The sequence below is a fragment of the Brevibacillus migulae genome (genome assembly GCF_004521915.1).
Taxonomy (GTDB): domain Bacteria; phylum Bacillota; class Bacilli; order Brevibacillales; family Brevibacillaceae; genus Brevibacillus_F; species Brevibacillus_F migulae.
Genome location: NZ_SDKD01000015.1, coordinates 65,996 through 87,266, shown reverse-complemented (window position 1 = coordinate 87,266; position 21,271 = coordinate 65,996). Strand labels below are relative to the sequence as shown.

19 protein-coding genes are annotated in these 21,271 nt (G+C 51.9%); 13 read left to right on the top strand and 6 right to left on the bottom strand.

Annotation, left to right across the window (positions count from 1 at the left end; genetic code table 11):
• Positions 1 to 25 precede the first annotated feature (25 nt).
• The 4 genes from EIZ37_RS17190 (at position 26) to EIZ37_RS17175 (ending at position 4,974) form a co-directional block, all read left to right on the top strand.
• Positions 26 to 1,759, top strand: coding sequence for a sensor histidine kinase (locus EIZ37_RS17190; protein WP_134685997.1), 1,734 nt, complete (start codon positions 26 to 28; stop codon positions 1,757 to 1,759).
• Entirely contained in the window at positions 1,734 to 2,516 is a 783-nt protein-coding gene (locus EIZ37_RS17185; protein WP_134685996.1) for a LytR/AlgR family response regulator transcription factor, read from the top strand. Before EIZ37_RS17190 ends, EIZ37_RS17185 begins: the two co-directional genes overlap by 26 nt.
• 152 nt (positions 2,517 to 2,668) lie before the next feature.
• Positions 2,669 to 4,765 (top strand): carbon starvation CstA family protein, encoded by a 2,097-nt coding sequence (locus EIZ37_RS17180; RefSeq protein ID WP_134685995.1) that lies wholly within the window; start codon positions 2,669 to 2,671, stop codon positions 4,763 to 4,765.
• Entirely contained in the window at positions 4,762 to 4,974 is a 213-nt protein-coding gene (locus EIZ37_RS17175) for a CstA-like transporter-associated (seleno)protein (protein WP_134685994.1), read from the top strand. Before EIZ37_RS17180 ends, EIZ37_RS17175 begins: the two co-directional genes overlap by 4 nt.
• 618 nt (positions 4,975 to 5,592) lie before the next feature.
• Here the strand turns inward: EIZ37_RS17175 and EIZ37_RS17170 are convergent.
• Entirely contained in the window at positions 5,593 to 7,200 is a 1,608-nt protein-coding gene (locus tag EIZ37_RS17170; protein ID WP_134685993.1) for an MDR family MFS transporter, read from the bottom strand.
• A 194-nt stretch (positions 7,201 to 7,394) separates the two neighbouring features.
• Here EIZ37_RS17170 and EIZ37_RS17165 point away from each other — a divergent pair, with 194 nt between their 5' ends.
• The gene (locus EIZ37_RS17165; protein ID WP_134686041.1) at positions 7,395 to 8,168 is read left to right on the top strand and encodes an inositol monophosphatase family protein; all 774 of its coding nucleotides are present in this window, start codon (positions 7,395 to 7,397) and stop codon (positions 8,166 to 8,168) included.
• Between the two features lie 451 nt (positions 8,169 to 8,619).
• Here the strand turns inward: EIZ37_RS17165 and EIZ37_RS17160 are convergent, their stop codons facing one another.
• Entirely contained in the window at positions 8,620 to 10,575 is a 1,956-nt protein-coding gene (locus EIZ37_RS17160; RefSeq protein ID WP_134685992.1) for a glycoside hydrolase family 15 protein, read from the bottom strand.
• Positions 10,576 to 10,598: 23 nt separating this feature from the next.
• Positions 10,599 to 11,618 (bottom strand): LacI family DNA-binding transcriptional regulator, encoded by a 1,020-nt coding sequence (locus tag EIZ37_RS17155; RefSeq protein ID WP_134685991.1) that lies wholly within the window; start codon positions 11,616 to 11,618, stop codon positions 10,599 to 10,601.
• A 379-nt stretch (positions 11,619 to 11,997) separates the two neighbouring features.
• Between EIZ37_RS17155 and EIZ37_RS17150 the strand changes: the two genes are divergently transcribed.
• The 3 genes from EIZ37_RS17150 (at position 11,998) to EIZ37_RS17140 (ending at position 15,179) form a co-directional block, all read left to right on the top strand.
• The gene (locus EIZ37_RS17150; protein WP_134685990.1) at positions 11,998 to 13,275 is read left to right on the top strand and encodes an extracellular solute-binding protein; all 1,278 of its coding nucleotides are present in this window, start codon (positions 11,998 to 12,000) and stop codon (positions 13,273 to 13,275) included.
• A 154-nt stretch (positions 13,276 to 13,429) separates the two neighbouring features.
• Positions 13,430 to 14,350 (top strand): carbohydrate ABC transporter permease, encoded by a 921-nt coding sequence (locus EIZ37_RS17145; protein ID WP_235828078.1) that lies wholly within the window; start codon positions 13,430 to 13,432, stop codon positions 14,348 to 14,350.
• 1 nt (position 14,351) lies between these two features.
• Positions 14,352 to 15,179 (top strand): carbohydrate ABC transporter permease, encoded by an 828-nt coding sequence (locus EIZ37_RS17140; RefSeq protein ID WP_235828076.1) that lies wholly within the window; start codon positions 14,352 to 14,354, stop codon positions 15,177 to 15,179.
• 486 nt (positions 15,180 to 15,665) lie between these two features.
• On the opposite strand, the gene EIZ37_RS17135 is transcribed toward EIZ37_RS17140, so the two are convergent.
• The 3 genes from EIZ37_RS17135 to EIZ37_RS17125 are packed head-to-tail and all read right to left on the bottom strand — an operon-like array spanning position 15,666 to position 17,939.
• The gene (locus EIZ37_RS17135) at positions 15,666 to 16,403 is read right to left on the bottom strand and encodes an amino acid ABC transporter ATP-binding protein (protein WP_134685988.1); all 738 of its coding nucleotides are present in this window, start codon (positions 16,401 to 16,403) and stop codon (positions 15,666 to 15,668) included.
• Between the two features lie 11 nt (positions 16,404 to 16,414).
• Entirely contained in the window at positions 16,415 to 17,116 is a 702-nt protein-coding gene (locus tag EIZ37_RS17130; protein ID WP_134685987.1) for an amino acid ABC transporter permease, read from the bottom strand.
• Complete coding sequence (locus EIZ37_RS17125; RefSeq protein ID WP_134685986.1) at positions 17,103 to 17,939, bottom strand: amino acid ABC transporter substrate-binding protein; 837 nt, start codon at positions 17,937 to 17,939, stop codon at positions 17,103 to 17,105. Before EIZ37_RS17125 ends, EIZ37_RS17130 begins: the two co-directional genes overlap by 14 nt.
• Before the next feature lie 286 nt (positions 17,940 to 18,225).
• Here EIZ37_RS17125 and queF point away from each other — a divergent pair, with 286 nt between their 5' ends.
• The 5 genes from queF to EIZ37_RS26040 all read left to right on the top strand — a co-directional run bounded on the left by queF (position 18,226) and on the right by EIZ37_RS26040 (position 21,216).
• On the top strand, positions 18,226 to 18,648 hold the full coding sequence (gene queF / locus EIZ37_RS17120) for a preQ(1) synthase (protein ID WP_134685985.1): 423 nt from the start codon (positions 18,226 to 18,228) through the stop codon (positions 18,646 to 18,648).
• Between the two features lie 91 nt (positions 18,649 to 18,739).
• The gene (locus EIZ37_RS17115) at positions 18,740 to 19,138 is read left to right on the top strand and encodes a hypothetical protein (RefSeq protein ID WP_134685984.1); all 399 of its coding nucleotides are present in this window, start codon (positions 18,740 to 18,742) and stop codon (positions 19,136 to 19,138) included.
• Between the two features lie 93 nt (positions 19,139 to 19,231).
• Complete coding sequence (locus tag EIZ37_RS17110; protein ID WP_134686039.1) at positions 19,232 to 20,173, top strand: AEC family transporter; 942 nt, start codon at positions 19,232 to 19,234, stop codon at positions 20,171 to 20,173.
• A gap of 79 nt (positions 20,174 to 20,252) precedes the next feature.
• The gene (locus tag EIZ37_RS17105; RefSeq protein ID WP_167568963.1) at positions 20,253 to 21,002 is read left to right on the top strand and encodes a stalk domain-containing protein; all 750 of its coding nucleotides are present in this window, start codon (positions 20,253 to 20,255) and stop codon (positions 21,000 to 21,002) included.
• Between the two features lie 76 nt (positions 21,003 to 21,078).
• Positions 21,079 to 21,216, top strand: a complete 138-nt coding sequence (locus EIZ37_RS26040) for a hypothetical protein (protein WP_167568961.1) — start codon at positions 21,079 to 21,081, stop codon at positions 21,214 to 21,216.
• Positions 21,217 to 21,271: the final 55 nt, after the last annotated feature.

Here is a 21,271-nt window from a genome sequence, read left to right as displayed (position 1 = left end):
TTCTTGCTACTCATGCTGGGGAGGGATGGGTGTGAGCCTGTTTCATCCGGTATTCATTGCACTGGCGGAACGGACCGCCTTGCTGGTTGTGGTTGCCTTTTTGCTGACGCGGGTGAAAGCTTTTCGCAGCATCTTGAATCAATGCGCATCTTTGAAAGAGCAGGCGTTGATGGTTCTCATTTTTTCGATGATCTCCATTTTGGGCACGTATATGGGGATCCCTTACCTGGACGCCATCGCCAATTCGCGGGTGATCGGAGCGGTTGTCGCTGGACTTTTGGCAGGACCCTGGGTGGGAGGAGCCACCGGGCTGATCGCAGGGGTTCACCGATATACGTTAGGCGGTTTTACCGACCTGGCCTGTGCCATTGCTACGATTCTGGAAGGTGTCATCGCAGGTCTGTTCTATCATTTTCGCCGGAACAAGGAGATTGGCTGGAGGACCGCTCTCTTGGTCGGATTTGTAGCTGAGTGGCTGCAGATGTCCATTATTTTGCTCGTTGCAAAGCCATATGAACAGGCGCTGGAGCTGGTGAAGGTGATCAGCATCCCCATGTCGCTGATCAATGCGCTCGGCATCGCGGTATTCATGATTATTATCAGCCTGGTGAAGCATGAAGAGGAGCGGATTGGTGCCCTGCAAGCACAGCGTACGCTCCAGGTAGCTGACAAAACCATTTCTCTGCTGCGCTCGGGGCTGAATCATGTCTCGTCGGAAAGAGTAGCACGCGAGATTCTACGCACGACGCGGGTGGCCGCTGTAGCGATTACCGACACCAACACGGTATTGGCCCATGTAGGGGCAGGAATCTCCCACCATATCGCCGGGCAGAGTATCATCACAAAAGCGACGCGAGAAGTGCTGGAGAAGAAAGAAATGCTCATCGCCGAGACAAAGGAAGAGATCGGCTGTCATGAACCGGCCTGTCCTTTGCGCTGCGCCATCTTGGTGCCGCTCATGCGCAAACGTGAAGTCGTCGGTGTATTGAAGCTGTACCAGGATCACTCGCGCAAGCTGTCCGCAGTCGACATGGAGCTGGTACGCGGTCTGGGCAATCTGATCTCGACGCAGCTCGAGATCGCGGAGCTGGAGAAGCAGTCGCGTCTTTTGCATGATGCCGAGATCAGGGCTCTCCACGCGCAAATCAACCCACACTTTCTGTTCAATGCGATCAATACGATTGTATCGTTTATCCGTTTTCGTCCCGAGCAAGCCCGTGAGCTGCTGATTAATTTGGGTGAATACTTCCGCAAAAATCTGCACGACAGCGGAGGTTATGTCACGCTGGCCGAGGAATTGCAGCATGTGGAAGCATATTTGTCGATTGAGCGCGCCCGCTTTGACGATCGCTTGCGGGTGGAATATGACATCGAGCCGGAAGTGGATAAATATGTAGTGCCCGGTCTTATCCTGCAGCCGCTCGTAGAAAATGCGATCAAGCATGGATTATTGCCAAGACGGGAAGGCGGCGTGGTGAGCATCACGGCGAGAAAGAAAAAACAGGGCACCCTGGAGCTGGTGGTAGCCGACAATGGCGTCGGAATGGCAGAAGAGCCGGTGACACGCCCTAGTGCTGGCCGTCATGAGAAAAGACGCTTGTCCGGGATCGGATTAAGCAATGTTCGCGGGCGCCTGCAATCCATCTACGGTCCCGAGTACGGAATCCAGATCGAGAGTGAAAAAGGAAAAGGAACGGTTTGCACCATTACCTTGCCTTTGGGAGTGAAACCATATGCTGAAAGTGTTCATCGTGGATGATGAGAGACCGGCACGCGCAGAGCTGCGCTATTTGTTGGAACAAATGGCTGAGGTCGAGGTGATCGGAGAGGCCGCAAGCGGGGAGGAAGCGCTGGAGCGGATCCCCGCCGTCGCTCCCGATGCGGTTTTCCTGGATATTCATCTGCATGATCTCGACGGGGTCAATGTCGGCCAGGAGCTGCTGGAGACCATGCAGAAGCCGCCGATGGTCATCTTTGCGAGCGCCTATGAAATCCATGCAGTGCGGGCCTTTGAAACGGAAGCCGTCGATTATATCGTGAAGCCGTTCAGCACTCATCGTTTGGAGAAAACGGTATGCCGCATTCGCAAATGGATGGCGCAGCGAAATGGGGAAGACAGCCAGCCATCAGCGATTGAGCAGAAATTGGCTGCTCTTTTGCAAAATGCACTGACGATGAAGCAGCCAAAGCGCATACCGGTCGAGAAAAACGGAAAGATCCTGCTGATCGATCCGAGCGACATCATATTCGCTACCCTTGAAGGCCGCTACGCCTCCATCTACACCGAAAACGAGCAGTTTGCGACATCGTTTACCCTGCAGGAGCTGGAAGCAAGACTGCCGGAAGAGCTGTTTTTCCGTACACACCGGGCCTATATTGTCAATCTGGCCAAAACATCCGAGCTGGTTCCCTGGTTTAAGGGAGCGGTTCACCTTGTCATGGCGGACCGCGAGAAAACAGAAGTTCCGGTCAGCCGTACCGCAGTGAAGGAAGTAAAACGCCGTTTAGGATTTTAGGTAAACGCTTTCATTCATGTCGCTATTTTTTCCGCTCGCGCTTATTTTTCTACAGTTCAGACAATTCTCGTTTTTGCGCGCTGATCCGTTCGCTATTCTATGGATGGGGTAAAATCTTCATGCCCTACTCTATCAGAAGGAGGAGTTCTCACATGCAAAAGTGGTTTTTGTCTGCATTGATCTGGGGCGCAGTGGCAGCCTTAGGGGCCGTGGGCTTCGGTATGCTGGCGCTTTCACGTGGGGAATCGGTCAACTCTTTTTGGCTGTTGACGGCGGCTTTTTGTACTTATGCGGTTGCTTATCGTTTTTACAGCCGTTTTATCGCCAAAAAAGTCCTGGGGTTGGATGACAACCGTGCGACACCAGCGGAAGTAAACGACGATGGAAAGGATTTCGTTCCAACCAACAAATGGGTGGTGTTCGGCCATCACTTTGCTGCCATTGCCGGAGCAGGTCCGCTGGTCGGTCCGACTTTGGCCGCGCAAATGGGCTACTTGCCGGGAACGATCTGGATTATCGTCGGGGTCGTACTTGGCGGAGCGGTCCAGGATTTTGTCATTTTGTTTGGCTCCATGCGACGCAACGGAAAAAGTCTCGGACAGATCGCCAAGGAAGAAATCGGCCCATTCGGCGGCGTGTTGGCGTTGATCGGCATTCTGGCCATTATGCTGATTTTGATCGCGGTGCTTGCGATGGTTGTCGTCAACGCACTGGCGGATTCGCCGTGGGGGACCTTTACGATTGCCATGACGCTGCCAATCGCGTTATTTATGGGCGTCTACATGCGTTATATCCGGCCGGGGCGCGTGATGGAGGGCTCCCTGATCGGATTGGTCCTGCTGTTTGTTGCGCTTTATCTCGGACAAGTGGTGGCTGCGTCGCCTACCTGGGGACCGGCTTTTACGTTCTCCAAGCCTGCACTGGCCTGGATGATGATCATCTATGGCTTTATCGCTTCGGTGCTGCCTGTATGGCTGCTATTGGCGCCGCGCGATTATCTCAGCTCCTTTTTGAAAATCGGAACAATCGGTCTGCTTGCGGTAGGGATCATCTTTACGCTGCCGCCGCTGCAAATGCCAGCATTGACCCGCTTTATTGACGGTACGGGTCCTGTATTTGCCGGAGATCTGTTCCCGTTCCTGTTTATCACGATCGCCTGCGGAGCGGTTTCCGGATTCCACGCGCTGATTTCCTCGGGCACCACACCGAAGCTGATTGCCAAGGAATCGCATGCCACGGTCATCGGCTATGGCGGCATGCTGATGGAGTCGGCCGTTGCGATTATGGCCATGATCGCTGCGTGCGTGCTGACACCCGGCTTGTATTTTGCGGTTAACTCGCCGGCAGCGGTCATCGGGACAGATGCGATCGCCGCGGCTGCGAAAATCACGACAGACTTTGGCTTTACGATCACGCCAGATCAGATCACGACGCTGTCCAATGACATCGGCGAGAAGACCATCCTCTCACGTACAGGAGGTGCTCCGTCATTGGCGATCGGGATGGCGACCATCTTTGCGGATATTCTCGGCGGGAAGGCGCTCATGGCTTTCTGGTATCACTTTGCAATTCTCTTTGAAGCAGTTTTCATCCTGACCACGGTCGATGCAGGCACGCGTGTCGGACGTTTCATGGTCCAGGATATGCTGGGCAACATCCATCCAAAATTGAAGCAAGTCGACTGGCTGCCTGGCAACCTGATCGGCTCCGGCTTGGTCACCCTCGGCTGGGGGTACTTCCTGCTGCAAGGGGTATACGACCCGCTCGGCGGCATTTACACGCTATGGCCGCTCTTTGGCATCGCGAACCAGATGTTGGCGGCGATCGCCTTCACCGTAGGTACGACGATCATTTTCAAAATGGGGAAAGCCCGCTATGCCTGGGTCACCCTGCTGCCGATGGCCTGGTTGAGCATCTCCACCCTGTATGCGGCTTGGCAAAAGCTGTTCCATGAAAAAGCATCCATCAGCTTCCTGACTCATGCGGAATCTTTCAAAAAAGCGCTCGCTGAAGGAAAGCTGCCCAATGGCGTAAAATCCGTGGAAGCAGCGGAAAAAATGATCCTCAACGATCAGATCGATGCGGCCGTATGCGCGATTTTTATCGTCATCACCGTAGGGATTATCGCGGATGGCATCCGCCTGTGGATCAACATCTTGCGCGGCAAACAGTATGAATTGCATGAATCGCCGTATGTCCAATCCAAAGGCGATGATTACTACGATCCGAAGGGACACAGCGTGGCATGAGACGCAAGCTGAGAACGATTCGCCGCTCCCTACGGAAAGTATCTTCCACCATCAAGTTCATTTTCGGGATGCCGGACTACGATCGCTATCTGAAGCATTGGTATGCCAACCACGCTGCGCCAGGTATTTTTCCCCTGTCAGAGCGGGAGTACTATATGCGTGCCCTCCATGATCGCTACGAGCGTGGCGGGATGTCGCGCTGCTGTTAAAGAATGTGCAAAAGCTTGCAAGACGACATGGTTCGTTTTTGCAAGCTTTTTTAACTTTATAAAGGGACTGCGGTGAGGAGAGCATATTTCGCAACTCCGCTTCATTCTACGCCCTGCTGTAAGTGGAGACTGTCCGCTCCGCAATGAATCGCAGGGGTCCGCAAAAGTAGCAGACGCTGGCGCAGCTAGGGCAGGTTGCGGCCCTTTTACCTGCGATTCACTGCTCCGCTTGGTCGGGCTCCGCAGGCGCTCCGTTGCGAAACATGCTCTCCTGCGTAGCAGAAGCTAATTTAAAAAAGAGAAAGAGGAGAGGAAGCGCACTCAATCCAGCTTTGAATCTTTTAATACGTTCGATTTTTATACAAACGCCACGTGAGGAAGGGAAGAGAGGGACGAGCGGAGTCTTTGTCACACCTGCTGAGGTGGAGCTTCCAAAAACGGTACACGCTTGTCGCGCAATCTCTAAGCATGAATAGGCTTCCTCGAAACTTTTGCGTGACGTACCGTTTTTGGAAGCGGAACCGGACAGTCCTGACTCCTTCGCGGGTGTGGCAAGAACGCAGCTCCGCCCTCTCTTCCCTTCCCCCACCACCATGTTTGCATAAGCATACGTATTCCTTACTGTTCCTCAGCAGGCTTGTCCGAAATCGTCACTTTTCCTACGAAAAAAGCGAGCAAGATGCCCAAGCCGACAAAGAGCAAGCCATACAAAAATACGCTGTGCAAGGCTGTCACCAAGGTCGATTGCAGGATCGGAAGCAATGAGCTGCGGATCTCCTGTGGAATTTGTGCGAGCGCTTCCGGGCTTAACAGCATGGAGTACAGTCCTTGGGGATTATGGGTCACCATATCTTCAAATGTATCCACCATATCATGCGCTTGCGGCGGCAGGTTTTCGAGATAGGGGATGAGCTGGTCCACGAGAAGTACACTGGATTGGTGATTCATGATCGCCCCGAGCACAGTCATCCCAAACGTTCCGCCAATCTGTCGGAAAAATTGGCTGGAGGAGGTCACGACGCCCAGCTGCTCCTTTGGAAAGCTTTCCTGCAGCGCCAGTGTAATGACGGGCATGACGAACCCCAGCCCAAGGCCAAGGACAGCCAAAAAACTCATGGCAACCAGCATGGTCGTTTCCATGGTCATGGTGGAAAGCAGGTAGAAGCCGGCAGACATCAGCGCCATGCCGAGGATGATTTGCGAGCGTACCCCAATGCTTCGCACGAGTCGTCCGCCGAGGACACTGGCGATCATCATCGAGACCATCATCGGCAGCATCATGGTACCGGACTGGGAAGGAGTCATGCCGATAATGCCTTGCATGAAAAATGGAATGAACGTTATGGCGCCAAACATGCCAATCGACATGAGAAAAGCAACACCGTTTAGCATCGTAAATGTCCGGTTCTGGAATAAATACATGGGAAAAATCGGTTCCGCTGTCTTCCTTTCGATCCGGACAAAGGCAACAAGAGCAACAACGGCGATCACAAACAAGGAGAGGATCTGCCATGAGTCCCAAGCGAAGTCCTTCCCACCAAAGGTGAGGGCCAGAAGCAAGGCGACGACGCCAATGATCATGGTAAACATCCCGCCAAGGTCAAGCCGGATCGGGCCTTCCAGACGATGATTATGGAGGCCGATGCTGATTAAAACCGTCGCTAGAATGCCGACGGGGAGATTAATGTAAAAGACCCAGCGCCAGTTGGCAGAATCCACAATCCAGCCGCCCACCTGCGGACCGATGAGTGAGGCGAGACCGAAAATCGCGCCAAACACGCCCTGCCATTTGGCACGCTGCGCACCTGTAAAAATATCACCGATGACAATCATCGCCATCGGCATCATGATCCCCCCGCCAATACCCTGGAGTGCCCGGTAATAAATTAGCTGGGTCATGGTGGTGGCCATGCCGCACAGTGCAGATCCTACCATAAACACGATCAGGCCGGTTACATAGATCGATTTTCTGCCGAGCATATCGGCGAGCTTTCCTGCGATGGGCACGACTGCTGTTGAACTGAGCATATAAGCGGTGGTCAGCCATGTCATCACACCCAAGCCGCCTAATTCCCCGACGATCCGCGGCATGGCGGTCCCGACGATCGTTCCTTCCAAGGCGGAAAACAGCATGGCGACAAGAAGACCGGTGATCAGCAAGCCGTGATTCGCCTGTTCGCGATTCACCGGGAGGGAAAGAGAGGATTTTTCTTTGGTCTTGAACATCGAATCACCCCTTTTCTTAGGAAAATGATCCCCTAAAGTCTGCCGCTTCACCCAAGCCAAATTTTGTTCAGCAGATCTGTTTGGAAGCACACCCAGGTTTATCTTTTCAGGAAAAAGTATGGTAAACTAAGTAAAAGTCCATGAGGTAGGTGGCGATTTGTTTGCAGCCAGTTCAAATTGAAGCGCTCAAAAAAATGGCAATTCATTGTGCGAAAACAGCGGGAGCGCTAAGCCTGGAACGATTGAAACAGCCAATTCTGGTTGAGTATAAGACCTCTGCTTCCGATCTGGTCACGGCAGTGGATAAAGAAGTGGAAAAACACGTGATCCAAGCCATAATAAAGGAATTTCCAGATCATGGCATTCTCGGCGAAGAGAGCATGTTCGAGGGGAATCCCGCTGATTATGAGACATTGTGGATTATTGACCCGATTGATGGCACGACCAACTTCGTCCATCAACAAATCAATTTTTCCGTCTCAATCGCTGTGTACCATAAAGGGGAAGGGCTTGTCGGGGTTGTGTACGACCCGTCTAGGGATGAGCTGTTCTATGCGGTAAAAGGGCAAGGGGCATACCTCAACGATCGCCGATTAGGCTTGACCAAACAAGTCAAGCTGGAGGAAGCCTTACTTTGCACGAGCGTATTTTGGAACAAGCGGGCGGAGCAGATCGGGATCGACCAGATTGTGAAAAGGCTGGCCGGCAAGGTACGGGGCATGCGTTTATTGGGCAGCGCAGCGCTGGAAATCTCCTACGTAGCGGCAGGCAGGCTTGACGGCTACGTCAGCATGTCTTTGAATGCATGGGATTTCGGCGCAGCCCGCATCATCGTGGAAGAAGCGGGTGGCGTGGCAACAAAAATGAACGGAGAGCCGCTCCCCTTCGATCAAAAGAGCAGCGTGATGGCCTGCAATCCGGCTTTTTATGAAGAGCTGCGGCAATTCTTGAATTTAGAGGGCAAGTAACGACAAAGGATCCAAGCTCGAAGAAGAGCGTGGATCCTTTTTGTTTTATTGATTATCTGCACAGCGGGGGAGAGGTGCTCCGTAGGGAGAGCGTGTTTCTTAAGTTATTACATCCGTAGTGCTACAAGCGGATTCATGCTTTTCTTTATCATGCTTTTGACTATACGCTACAGCCACGTGAGGAAGGGAAGAGAGGGACGGGTGGAGTCTTTGTCACACCTACTCAGGTGGAGCTTACAAAAATGGTACACGCTTGTCGCGCAACCTCTACGTATGAATAGGCTTCCTCGAACCTTTTGCGTGACGTACCATTTTTGTAAGCGGAACCGGACAGAATATACTCCCATGCGGGTGGGGCAAGAACGCAGCACCGCCCTCTCTTCCCTTCCATCACCACCATGTTTGCACAAACGAAAAAGCCCCACCAAAAATGTGGTGGAGCAAGGTCACCTTACAATTGTCCAGCCTCTTGAAGCATGTGGACCGTCAGCACAAACATCGCATGGGACCAGGTGAGCGGGATGACCCATGCAGCCTCTCCAGTCTCTTGGTCAACCTGCTCAGGCAAAAGCGCGAGCGAAGTGGCGTGGGAAACTGCCCAGTCCAGATGCTTTTTCGCTTCTTCATAACGCCCCTGCCGGATACGGTACTGGGCCAGCCAAAGCGTCGTCAGAATCCACGGATTTCCGCCGATATAATGGTCGTCTTCATAACGGCGAATCCCGCCAACTACGGGAGAGGTGCATGTGCGTTCGATGGCATCGGCAGTGGCTGCAATCCGCGGATCATTCGCATCCAGCACCGCAAAGGGGACGGACAGGCCGAGCAGCGAAATGTCCATGATCTCGTCATGGATTTGCAGATGAGTGACATACCCTTTTTGATCGGTAATCTGAGCAACCGCTTTGCCAGCTTCCTTTGCTTGCTGATAGGCAGCTTGATTCACGCTGAGCTTCACCCCGCGATAAAACAAGCCGGTTTCAGGGTTGACGGTTTGCTGAAGGATCGCCTCTTGGAGCTGATCAGCAGCACTGCCCCATTGGCTGGCTTGTTCTACTTTCGCCAACTGTTTGGCGATTTCGGCAGCTGCCCGGATACCCCCATAGACGGCCGCTGCCGAATACGTATGCTCCGCGACGCGCTCCTCCCACAGATCACGGCTGGGGAGAGGAAGCCCGGTCTCTGCATCCAAAAACGACAGCAAAAAGGCAGTTCCCTTTTCTACCGCAGGCCACATTTCCTGCAGGAAGGACAGATCCTGCGTCGCGAGAAAATGCTGATACATGCCCCAAAGAATGGAGCCGCCTTCATCGATTTGCAACCCCCACGAAGGAGCCAATCTTCCATCGTGATAATGGCGCTGCTGCCAAGACCCGTCTGCCGATTGGGCAGTCAAGGTCCAACGATAAAAGTGGCGGGATAAATCCGTCAATCCTGCCCGGTCAAAAGCGGTAGTGATGTAAGCAGCGTCGCGTCCCCAGCAATAGGCATAGCCGCCGCAGCGGGTAAACGCTTCGTCAAACTCAGGCGCAGCGATGACGCTGCCGGTCGCTTTGTCCGCCATCAACGGGAAGACGAGCAAGGAGCGCTCATAGACACGGCGGATGCGTTCATCCTGGGTAGGCAGCTGTGGTAAAGCGGCGAGATATTGCTGCCAATAGGCGAGCGTCTTCTGCCGCCAGCTATCCGCAGTCTGCGATTTCGCAGCTTTCATTTTGGACACAGCTTCATCGATCGTGTCGGCAGCAGTCAGATAGACAGGAACTTCTGCAGTCTCTCCGGGTTGGATTTCCATCAGCCAGCCTAGTGCTCCGTCCGGCACCATCGCAATTTCGTTGCCAGGAAGATACCCCGCAGCAGCGTGAGGCAAAGCATCCGAAGCGGTGTACTCCGTGCAATCGTTTGCACCAGCGAGCGCAAAAGCATAGTTATGGCGGAAATACAACAACCCATCGACAGCCGGTTCATAGGCTACCGTATTGTACAGCTTGTTTTCCGTGATACTCAGGGAGGCATGATAATAAAAGCGCAGGCGAAGCGGCTGTTGTCCGTTATTCACTATGCGGTAGTGACGGACAAGCAGATCTTCATCAGGCACGACAAAATCGAGGGATTCCACGATCACAGGAATCTTCTTGGCGGTTGCCGTAGTCCGCAGAATATTGCTTTTTGGCAGATAACCTTGGGCATAGTTCCATGCCTCAAGCTCATTCAACCATAGCGTTTCCTTGCTGTGTCCTTCGACAAAGATGCCTGCTTGCATCTTCTCAATATGCTGCGCCATATCCTGATGCGGCCACCAGAGACGATAGATTTCGCCGTGGAAGCCAAGTGCTGCGAGCATCGAGGAGTTGCCGATGATCGCATCGTTCAAATATGGTTTATGTGTAACGGGTGAAAGCTTCATAAGGGTGACTCCTTTCAAGCGTTCTACGTACGAGGATGCAGGGAGGAGCCGCGCACCACAAGACGATGCGGCAGTACCAGTTGGTTCTGGACAATCGGCTCTCCCGATATTTTGCGGATCAGCAGCTGCGCTGTCATGTAGCCAAGATGATAAATGCCGATATCAACCGTACTGATCGGCGGATTACTGAGTTCTGTCAGCATGATGTTGTTGAAGCTCACAATGGAGACGTCATCCGGGACTTTGAAACCAGCTTCATAGAGCTGGCGAATAAAGCCAAAGGCGATGACATCGTCGATCACAACGAAAGCGGTGGGCCTCTCCGGCTGTGTCAGCATCAGGGAGAGCGCGTGAAATCCGCCAGCTTGCAGCATTTCTTCTCCGATGATCCAGTCTTTCCGGTACGGCAGAGAAGCGCCTACCAAAGCCTGACGATATCCTTCCAACCGGTCCTCGGTGACGACCATGTCTGGCGAGCCGCTGACAAAGCCAATGCGTTTATGGCCAAGCGAAATCAGATGATTGGTAGCATCGAAGGCGGCTTTAATATTGTCATTATTCACACAGAGCAAATCCTCATGTTCCAAGGAACGCCCCAGCAGCACAAAAGGAAAATCATGCTGCAGCAGCTGCTCGATGACCGGATCCTTTTTTCGGGGAGCCATCATAATGATGCCGTCGACCCGTCTGCCCAGGATCATGCGGTTCATCGCTTCCAGCTCCTCCTGCCGACTGTTGGCAGCAGACATCAGCACATCATACTGTGCCTGATTGGCGAAAGCAAAGATCCCGCGCATGACCTCGGAAAAGAATGGATTCAAAAACTCCTCGACCGAGCGCGGCAGCACCAGACCGATTGTCTGCGTGCTTTTGGATACCAGGCTTTTCGCCATGATATTCGGATGATAGCCCAGTTCCACCATAGCTTCCCTTACCTTGCGCACAGTGGCCGGGCTGATTTTGGGATGGTTCGATAGCACGCGCGATACGGTGGACGGTGAAACGCCAGCGATGCGGGCTACATCCTTAATGGTGACAGACATAACAAAAGACCCTCCAAACAACTCGTGCAAACGTTTGATTTCCCCCATCGTATCGAAAAAGAGGGAACTTGTAAACGGATCGCACTTACAAAATTTTCTGAGGTGAAAAGTAGTGAAAAAAGGCGTAATCAGAAAGAAACGGGAGATTTTATCAATGTAAACGGTAAAAATACCGGATTTTGGTCAAAACAAGCATTTTGCAAACGTTTTCTTTGGATAATTTCATGTTGTAGGATGTAGGTACACATATGGTGTCAGGCATGATCATCCAAACCAAACGTTGATTTTCGCATTTTGTGCAACCGTTTGCACTAATTGTTCAAATGGTACTTATGAAGTTTCTTCGCAATTCCAAGGGAAAAGAGAAAGGGGTAAATCGATGAAACGCGTTTTCAGTATCTTTACCACATTCGCACTGTTTGGATCTCTCTTAGCCGGCTGCGGCGGCGGCTCCACAGCACCTGCCGGCCAAGAGGGGCAAGCTCAGCAGCAAGCAGGTCCGCAAAACATCACTTTCTGGACCACCATGCGTGAATCCGAAACGGTACCATTGAAGGAATTGATCACCCAATTCGAGGAACAAAACAAAGACATCAAAGTAACCTTGGAGATCGTTCCCTTTAACGAAGCGCAAAACAAATTCCGCACCGCGGCGCAAGCGGGCAATGGACCGGATGTGATCCGTTCCGAGGTGGCGTGGACACCGGAGTTCGCAAAAATGGGCTTGCTCGAACCGCTTGACAACTACTTCAAGGATCAGGACGACTTCCTGGAAGCGCCGCTCAATTACAGCAAATGGAATGGAAAAACATGGAGTGTGCCGGAAGTAACGGATGGACTTGCTCTCCTTTACAACAAAAAGCTGTTGGCGGATGCAGGCTTTACGGAAGCGCCAAAAACTATGGACGAGTTCGCTGCTGTGGCGAAAAAACTCACCAATGGCACGGACAAATGGGGATTCTATCACCGGCAGACGGAAGCATACTTCACCCTGCCTTTCGTATGGGCGTTTGGCGGCGGTTTGATCGATGAAAACAAACAAATCTTGATCAACACGCCAGGAGCTGTTCAAGGCGTTGAGTTTGCGGTGAAACTCGGGAAAGAAGACAAGGTCTATCCGAAAGATATCGATGCTGCGAACAACTATCAAAATATGAACGAGGCCTTCAAGAAAGGGACCGCTGCGATGATCTTCAACGGTCCGTGGGCATTGAGCGACATATTGACAGGCGATCAATTTAAAGATCCAAACAATCTGGGAATCGCTCCAATCCCGGCGGGGCCAAATGGCGATACCGGTTCTCCGGTTGGCGGACACAGCTTGGCAATCTATGCTGGGTCCAAGTCCAAGGATGCCGCATACAAGCTGATTGCCTTCTTGTCGACAAAGGAAAGCCAGGCGAAAATGGCAGCCACAAACGGCACGTTGCCTACGCGCAAATCCGCTTATGACATGCCGGAAGTGAAAGCAAATCGCATGATCTCCGACTTTAAAGCCGTGATGGAAAAAGCAAAAAACCGTCCCGTGATTCCAGAAGGCGGCCAAATCTTCGCTTCCTTTGATCCAGAGATTCAAGCGATCTACAAAGGAGATAAAGCTCCGAAAGACGGCCTGGATACGGTAGCGAATGCATGGAAAGGTTTGCTTGGTCAATAAGCGAACATGAGACGGAAAAAAGTGTAGTCGGCTCGCGCGGCATATCCGCAGAGCAAGGTGAAGAACAAGGGGAAGCTGCCTGAGGGCGCTCCCCTTCCGCTATTATGAATTGGATTGGTCGATCGCAGTGCTTTTGCAAAAGGGAGGCGTGATTGTGGGCGCTCGTAAGAACACGTGGATTGCATATGTATTTCTCGCTCCTGCGTTGGCGGTGTTGGCTGTGCTTGTGTTTTATCCGCTTGTGCAAGGGATATCGTACAGCTTTACGGATATGAGCCAGTACAACATGGGGAGTAAATTCGCTCCGCCAAGCTATGAATTCATCGGCTTCAAAAACTATTCCGACTTGTTTGCGTCGATTTTTCAGCCGGAGTCTGTGTTCCGTGACGTGATCGTGCAGACATTGATCTGGACATTTACCAACGTATTTTTTCACTTTACGCTCGGGCTGATCCTGGCGCTGCTGCTCAACCGCAATATCAAAGGCAAAGGCATCTACCGCATGCTGTTGATCGTGCCTTGGGCGGTACCTTCGTTCATTGCGGCATTCTCCTGGACGTGGATGTATAACGAGACCTACGGCGTCCTCAATCTCGTGCTGCAAAAGCTGGGCATCGGAGCGATTCCGTGGCTGGGCGACAGCTTCTGGGCGATGTTTTCTGTCATCCTGGTCAACGTCTGGCTGGGGGTGCCGTTTATGATGATTACGCTCTTGGGCGGCATGCAGAGCATTCCCCAATCGCTGTACGAGGCTGCTCGTGTCGATGGGGCGAGCGCTTGGCGGCAGTTTTGGACAATCACGCTGCCGCTGCTCAAGCCGGTGGCGGCTACGTCGACCGTCTTGGGTGTCATCTGGACGTTCAATTTGTTTAACGTGATTTTCCTCGTGACGAGGGGAGGACCGGTTCGAGCGACCGAGATTTTGGTGACGTATGCGTATCGGGAAGCGTTCCTCAACTGGAATTTTGGCATGGCCGCTACTTACGGCGTGGTCATCTTGAGCTTTTTGCTGGCCTTTACCATCATCTATCAACGGATGCTGAAGACCGGCAGCAATGAGGGGGTGTACTACTAAAATGAAAAAATCAAATTGGTGGGTACACCTGCTGCTGATCATCTCCTCATTCTTTGCCGTTTTTCCTGTGCTGTGGATCCTGTCTACGAGCTTTAAACCCAAGTCAGAGGTATTTTCGACCGAGCTGCATTTTATACCCGAGACCTTTACGCTGGAAAATTACATCCACGTGCTGACACGTGCGGATGGCGTGTTCCTGCAATGGATGGGCAACAGCTTCCTGATCGCGCTCTTGACCGCTTTGATCTCGCTGTTTCTTTCCACCACGGCTGCGTACGCGATTTCGCGGTTCAAATTCAAGGGAAGAGGTGCGATCAACTATCTCTTTTTTCTGACGCAAATGTTTCCGGGGGCATTGCTGGTCATTCCGCTGTATAAAATCATCAATGGTCTCGGCTTATTGAACAGCTACTTCGGTCTTGTCCTGGCGTATGCGACGGTAGCCATCCCGTTTTGCGTCATGATGATGAAGAACTTCTTTGATACCATTCCGTACGAGCTGGAAGAGGCGGCCCGTGTAGACGGACTGTCCCACTTCGGCACGTTTTACCGGATCGTGCTGCCGCTTGCCTTGCCAGGGGTGGCGGTCACCGGCTTTTATTCGTTCATCACGGCCTGGAATGAATTTTTGTTCGCCCTGACCTTTTTGTCTGAGCAAAAAATGTATACGCTGCCGATCGGTTTGCAGCAATTCGTCAACCAGTTCAATACGGACTGGCATTACCTGGCGGCTGGTGCGATTATCGTGACCGTGCCGGTGCTGATCATTTTCCTCTGGGTGCAGCGTTATTTGATCGCAGGACTCACTTCGGGCGGAACGAAAGGGTAAGAGAGAGGCGGCGACTGGGGCCATTGGGGCAAAAAAAGGCCACCGGCAGAAGGGGGTCCAAACTAACCAGTGGCAAAATGAGGACGCATATGTCCATCGTAGGGTCTGACCTCTTTCAGCTTACTCGAATGATATTAAGAGAACATGTAGGTTTGGTATAAATACCATTAACATTGTGTTAACAATGCTCGGATGTCTACCCAAATTTCCGGGGAGTAGACGAGGGTACAAGCGGAGCAGTTCCTTCCACATACAATGTCTTGCAGGCAGGTAATTCGACCTCATCCTCGGTTGAATGATCTGTCTTCAGCACGGTATAAGGGGGGAACATGGATGAGCGGATTTAAACATGACGGAGGCTTTTTTTGGATAATCATCATTCTCCTCCTGTTTTTCTTCTTGTTTGACGACTAGTTTTCAATAGGCAAAAAGAAAAGGACCCTGCTCTATAGTGGCAGCAGGTCCTTTTCCTTTGCTTATTTTCACTTATGATTGGATCAATTGTAAAAATTGCCGGGTCCGTTCCTCGCGTGGGTTAACAAATAGCTGCTGCGGAGGGCCTTGTTCCACAATGACTCCCTGATCCATGAAGATCACCTCGTCGGCGACTTCGCGCGCGAAGCTCATCTCATGGGTGACGACAATCATCGTCATGCCTTCCTTGGCCAGCTCCTTCATCACCTTCAGCACTTCCCCGACGAGCTCCGGATCGAGTGCGGATGTTGGCTCATCGAACAGCATGACGAGTGGGTCCATCGCCAGTGCGCGAGCGATCCCGACCCGTTGCTGCTGACCGCCCGAAAGCTGGAACGGATACTCATCGATTTTCTCCGCAAGACCGACTTTGCCCAAGAGCGTTTTTCCTTTGGCGCGAGCCACTTCTTTGCTTTCCTTTTTGACGGTAACGGGGCCTTCCATGACATTTTCCAAGGCCGTCATATGAGGGAACAGATTGTAGTTTTGAAAAACCATCCCGGTTTGTTTGCGCAATTTCGCAATCTGTGCTTTGTCTACTTTTTTACTGAAATCAAGCTGTACATCCCCGATCCGGATCTGGCCTTGATCCGGCGTTTCCAGCAGATTGAGGCAGCGCAGGAGGGTCGTCTTCCCGGAACCGGATGGACCGACGATGACCAGCACTTTCCCTTTTTCGATGTTCAGGGAGATGCCGCGCAATACGGTCAGCCCGCCAAATTGTTTATGCAGATTTTTCAATTCGATCATGGTGGATCCTCCTATTTCGACACATAGCGATCCAAGCGATGCTCCAGCTTATCCTGCAGGAAGGACAGGAACATGCAGATGATCCAATAAATGAGCGCTGCTTCAATATAGACGAGCAGCGGTTCAAAAGTGCGCGCGGCAATCTCCTGCGCCTTGCGAAACATCTCGGCTACGAGAATCGATGCCGCGAGCGAGGTATCCTTCACCAAGCTGATGAAGGAATTGGAGAGCGGCGGCACCGAGACGCGAGCGGCTTGCGGCAGGATGATTCGCAAGAGCGCCTGAGGATACGACATGCCGATGGAATAGGCAGCCTCCCACTGGCCCTTGGGAATCGATAGAATCGCCGCGCGCACGATCTCGGAGCAGTACGCACCCACATTCAGCGAAAAGCCGATAATCGCGGAGGGAAACGGATCGATGGTGATCCCGATGCTGGGCATCCCGTAAAAGATAATGAATAATTGCACGAGAAGCGGGGTTCCGCGAATGATCGATACATAAAAGCGGGCGATGCCCTGCAGCACTTTCACTCCCGAAATGCGTGCAAGCGCAGTAAGAATCGCCAGGATCAGGCCAAGGACAAAGGAGATCACTGTGAGACTGAGCGTATACGTGAAGGCTCCTTTCACCAATGGGAGAAAGGAGCTTTGAGCGATCTCGATGAGTCGAGCAGCGCGTTCTGGATTGTCAAACAGATTACTTAGAAACATCGGCACCGAACCACTTCTCGGAGATTTTCGCGAGTGTACCGTCTTGGCGCATCTCATCCAACGCTTTGTTGAAGGCTTCTACCAGCTCATTGCTGCCTTTGCGGAACATGAAGCCGTTTTGGGCGGCATCTGCATGGTTTGCTACGATTTTCACAGGAGTTTCCGGTTTTTGCTTCAGAAATTCAAGGAAGGAGAGACGGTCACCGACAGTGACTTCGACGCGTTTGGAAACCAAGAGGTCGATCGCTTGGTTAAACCCTTCAACACCAACGATTTCCGCACCGTTTTCTCTCGCGATATCAGTCAGGTTGCTGGTCAGCGTTTGCGCCGCTTTCAAGCCTTTGATGTCTTTGAAATCTGTAACAGTCGTATTATCTTTGTGAACCGCCAACACAGCAGTAGAAACGGTGTATGGGGAAGAGAAATCGTATTTTTCCTGACGGTCAGGGCGAATGCCAACTTGGTTGGCAATGACGTCAAAACGCTCAGAATCAAGACCAGCAAACATGGAATCCCATTGGGTTTCCATAAATTCAGGTTCAACGCCAATGCGCTTCGCTACTTCGGTAATCACTTCCACATCATAGCCGGTCAGCTTGCCGGACTCATCGTGGAACGTAAATGGAGAATAAGTTCCTTCCGTACCAACGCGAATTTTGCCTTCTGCCTTGATTTTTTCCAGCAGGTTAGCGGGCTGCGCATTTTCGGTTGGCGCTTTCTCGGCAGGAGCAGATGGAGCAGCCTGATTGCCGGAAGTGCCGCACCCGGCGAGGACCAGAACCAAAGAAGATAGGACAGCAATCGACGAAAAGATTTTTTTCATAAATTTAAACCCCCAGTAAACCGATATGATTTATCGTTTGATGAGTGTAACTCTAGCCCCGTTTTGTTTTTTTGTCAATATACTTCTCAAGCTTGCCTCGGTTTGGTATGATTCTATACGGTAATAACCGAGAGTTCGTAACCCCCTCCTCTCGCAAATCAAAACTAGGGGAGAGCCGAGTATGAAACGATGCCACTCTCCGCCCTTGCTTATCCTGTCAGGTGCGCGTGAAGTGGCTTTTTTTTGGTCGTTACCAACCCAACCATTATTAGGAGGTATCATTAGTATGGCCCACACAGAGCACAATCACAGCAAGTACAACAACATTCGTTTCGACACACAAGACGAGACCGCGATCATGGTTGATATTTTGGAAACGATCCCTTATGAATATGTAGGCAAAAAAACAGAGATCATGATGCCAACCAACGAATTTACTTCGGTTTGCCCGTGGTCCGGCCTGCCTGATTTTGCGGACTTGCGCATCCATATCATTCCGGATCAAAAGCTGATCGAGATGAAATCGCTCAAATATTATCTGACTTCCTACCGTAATGTCGGGATTTATCAAGAGCATGCGACCAACCGGATCCTGAATGACCTGGTAGCCTGCTGCGATCCTCTCTATATGCGCATTGAAGCCAACTGGAATGCGCGTGGCGGTCTCGGCACAGAGGTTGTAGTTGAGTATAAGAGAGAAGAAGCTTAATATAGAACTGGTACCTTCCCCCTTTGGCTCGGACTAAAGGGGGTTATTTCTAGCCTTCTGTCATGGAATGGGGAGCAAAGGGGTTATACGGATGAATGATTGGCGGATGTATACAGACGCGTCTGGACAAGAAGTAGAATCAGCCGGGTGGGCCCGCGTACTGAGGGAAATCGCCCAGCTGAATGGAACCACCCATACGCTGGTGCATGCGGCTTATGGCGAGCATGTGGATCTGGTTGTCGCAGGCGGGAACAATGGAAAGGTATTGGTGCAGTGGAAAGAGCATGAGCCTATCGAAAAGCATTTTGTACTGGCTTCCTCACAGCCGGATGGGGTCATGTGCAATCTCAACATAGAAGGGGCCGAAGTTGCCTTTCCGTTTGCATGGTGCATTTCCATCGAGCAAGCGGTGCCCATCTGCGGGGATATTTTGCGGACTTGTGAAATGGGACAGTATCCGGGCTTGACCTGGATTGCTGTCGAGATGTAGCCATAGAGATTGTTTCGTCCGCTTCAAGAAAGGGTTCCACCTCTTTTGTTGAAGCGGGCGATTGATCCGATAGGGAGGGAAACAGACGTGGAAATGGCACCCGTGCTCTCATCCATTCTCGTGATGGGAGTCATCGTAGGGATTGGAGCAATCATCGGAAAAAAGCTCCCGCTCACGGCCGATTCGCGTAAGCTGATGATCATGCTGATCGTGAATGTGGCGATGCCCTGCATCATCTTGGATGGAATCTTTCAATTGCCGATTGACCGCACGTTATTAACGCAAATTTTTGTAATTTTCGCGATTGCCGTACTCTTTACTTGCATGGGGATCCTGCTCGGCTGGATCGGAGCAAAGGCTTGCAAGGTGCCAGACAAGGAGGCCAGACAGCTGGCGATTCTGGCAGGCTGCGGGAATACGGGCTTCATCGGGCTGCCGTTGTGCGCAGCGCTGTTTGGAGCCAAGGGCGCTTTGTTGGCCGCCGTTTTTGATGCTGGTCTCGATTTTACGATCTGGACGGTCGGGGTCATGCTGCTGCAGGAAAAACGCAAGCTGACGCTGGGAGGACTCAAAGAATTGGTCAACATCCCGATGTTTGCCATCGCGGGAGGACTCTTCGTCGCTGTTCTAGGGCTGGAACCGCCTGACATCGTGAAGCAGCTGACGGGCAGCCTGGCCAAGCTGGCTTCACCTCTTGCGATGATGTATATCGGGATGCTGATTCCGGTGCTTTTGCACAACAAGAAAAGGGTACCTTTGCCCATGCTGGGACTTCCGCTGGCCATGAAGCTGATCGTGTTTCCGCTGGTGACGGCAGGACTGCTCTTCTTCTTTTCGATCGATCAGGAGCTGGCGCATGTTACCCTGATTCAGACCGCGATGCCCACAATCGCGATGGCGTCTATTCTTTTCGCCCGATACGCTGCCGATGAGGAAATGGGAGCGATGACGACGGTGTTTTCCACCTTGCTGGGTTTGCTGACGATCCCTGCTGTGATTGCGATGGGCAACTTGATTTTGCAGCACTCTCCATAGCTGTTGTGAAAGGGTGAAACGTTTTTGCCTTTGCCAGCGTCCATGTTGGCAGAAAGCAAATGCGAAAGGAATGTTGAAGATGAACAGACAGACAGCGATAGCATTGGTGCTGAGCGGGCTTTTTTTCGTCAATGCCCCCGCGAACGCGGCAACACCCATACAGATAACGGTACAGCAACAGCCCGTCACCTTCCAATACAAACCGATCCTTCTCCATGGCCGCACGCTGATCGCCGGAGAAGATTTGGCCCGCATGCTCCAAGGTACGTGGACCACGCAGCAGGGCTTGGGCAAGCTGACAATCAATCGGATCAGCTTAACATTTAAACCCGGCACGAATGAAGTCATGACCAACAGCTGGCAAAAAATCGATCAGGGCGCAGTTGTACAGGGGAAAACGATCTACGTGCCGCTGCGTTGGGTGACCGAGCAGCTTGGGATTCCGCTCACGTGGAAAAACGGGAAGATCGACCTCGGAAAAGCAGGCGAGCCTGATTCCTTCTCCTTGTTGACTTCTGCGGCGTTAACTGCGCAGGACAAGGCGTTTATTGAGGAAAGGAAACAGGCAAAAGGGGTTCATCAGCAAGGAAACCTTTATGTGATCTCCAGAGGGGAAGTGCCAAATCCGGGATACGGCATTGAATTTGTGAAGCAGGAACTGAGCTGGGAGCAGGTCTCTGTCTACGTTCGGATGACCTCTCCTGAGCCAGGCAGAATGTACCCGCAAGTGATTTCGTATCCATACATGGCAGGGAAGATCGATTTGTCGCCATATACAACCATCCAGTTTATTGATATCGATACAGGAGAGCCGCTGTTTCAAGAATAGTCCTTTTCAAACCATTTCCAAATGTGGTATGATGTTCTGCAAGTGATTTGATTCTTGGATGAGGAGGTGCAGGTACATGTTTGGAACATTTCATGCTTGGTTTGTGGTAGAAGTTACCAGCATGACACATGATTTTTCGCGCAAAGGGACCAGTATGCCCTTTTTTGGAAAATCTAGTGAAACGTTTCAGACAGAGCGTGCCATGCATCGATAAGCAGTAGGGCTTATTTTCGTACACGATGCCGCAGGATCTGCCTGCGGCTTTTTGT

Coding starts and splice junctions, on each gene's coding strand:
- EIZ37_RS17130 (WP_134685987.1), bottom strand. CDS start 17,116: ATGTTTCTAAGTAATCTGTTTGACAATCCAGAACGCGCTGCTCGACTC.
- EIZ37_RS17150 (WP_134685990.1), top strand. CDS start 11,998: ATGAAACGCGTTTTCAGTATCTTTACCACATTCGCACTGTTTGGATCT.
- EIZ37_RS17105 (WP_167568963.1), top strand. CDS start 20,253: ATGAACAGACAGACAGCGATAGCATTGGTGCTGAGCGGGCTTTTTTTC.
- EIZ37_RS17185 (WP_134685996.1), top strand. CDS start 1,734: ATGCTGAAAGTGTTCATCGTGGATGATGAGAGACCGGCACGCGCAGAG.
- EIZ37_RS17160 (WP_134685992.1), bottom strand. CDS start 10,575: ATGAAGCTTTCACCCGTTACACATAAACCATATTTGAACGATGCGATC.
- EIZ37_RS17110 (WP_134686039.1), top strand. CDS start 19,232: ATGGCACCCGTGCTCTCATCCATTCTCGTGATGGGAGTCATCGTAGGG.
- EIZ37_RS17125 (WP_134685986.1), bottom strand. CDS start 17,939: ATGAAAAAAATCTTTTCGTCGATTGCTGTCCTATCTTCTTTGGTTCTG.
- EIZ37_RS17165 (WP_134686041.1), top strand. CDS start 7,395: ATGGCAATTCATTGTGCGAAAACAGCGGGAGCGCTAAGCCTGGAACGA.
- queF (WP_134685985.1), top strand. CDS start 18,226: ATGGCCCACACAGAGCACAATCACAGCAAGTACAACAACATTCGTTTC.
- EIZ37_RS17155 (WP_134685991.1), bottom strand. CDS start 11,618: ATGTCTGTCACCATTAAGGATGTAGCCCGCATCGCTGGCGTTTCACCG.
- EIZ37_RS17180 (WP_134685995.1), top strand. CDS start 2,669: ATGCAAAAGTGGTTTTTGTCTGCATTGATCTGGGGCGCAGTGGCAGCC.
- EIZ37_RS17170 (WP_134685993.1), bottom strand. CDS start 7,200: ATGTTCAAGACCAAAGAAAAATCCTCTCTTTCCCTCCCGGTGAATCGC.
- EIZ37_RS17135 (WP_134685988.1), bottom strand. CDS start 16,403: ATGATCGAATTGAAAAATCTGCATAAACAATTTGGCGGGCTGACCGTA.
- EIZ37_RS17190 (WP_134685997.1), top strand. CDS start 26: ATGGGTGTGAGCCTGTTTCATCCGGTATTCATTGCACTGGCGGAACGG.
- EIZ37_RS26040 (WP_167568961.1), top strand. CDS start 21,079: ATGTTTGGAACATTTCATGCTTGGTTTGTGGTAGAAGTTACCAGCATG.
- EIZ37_RS17115 (WP_134685984.1), top strand. CDS start 18,740: ATGAATGATTGGCGGATGTATACAGACGCGTCTGGACAAGAAGTAGAA.
- EIZ37_RS17140 (WP_235828076.1), top strand. CDS start 14,352: ATGAAAAAATCAAATTGGTGGGTACACCTGCTGCTGATCATCTCCTCA.
- EIZ37_RS17175 (WP_134685994.1), top strand. CDS start 4,762: ATGAGACGCAAGCTGAGAACGATTCGCCGCTCCCTACGGAAAGTATCT.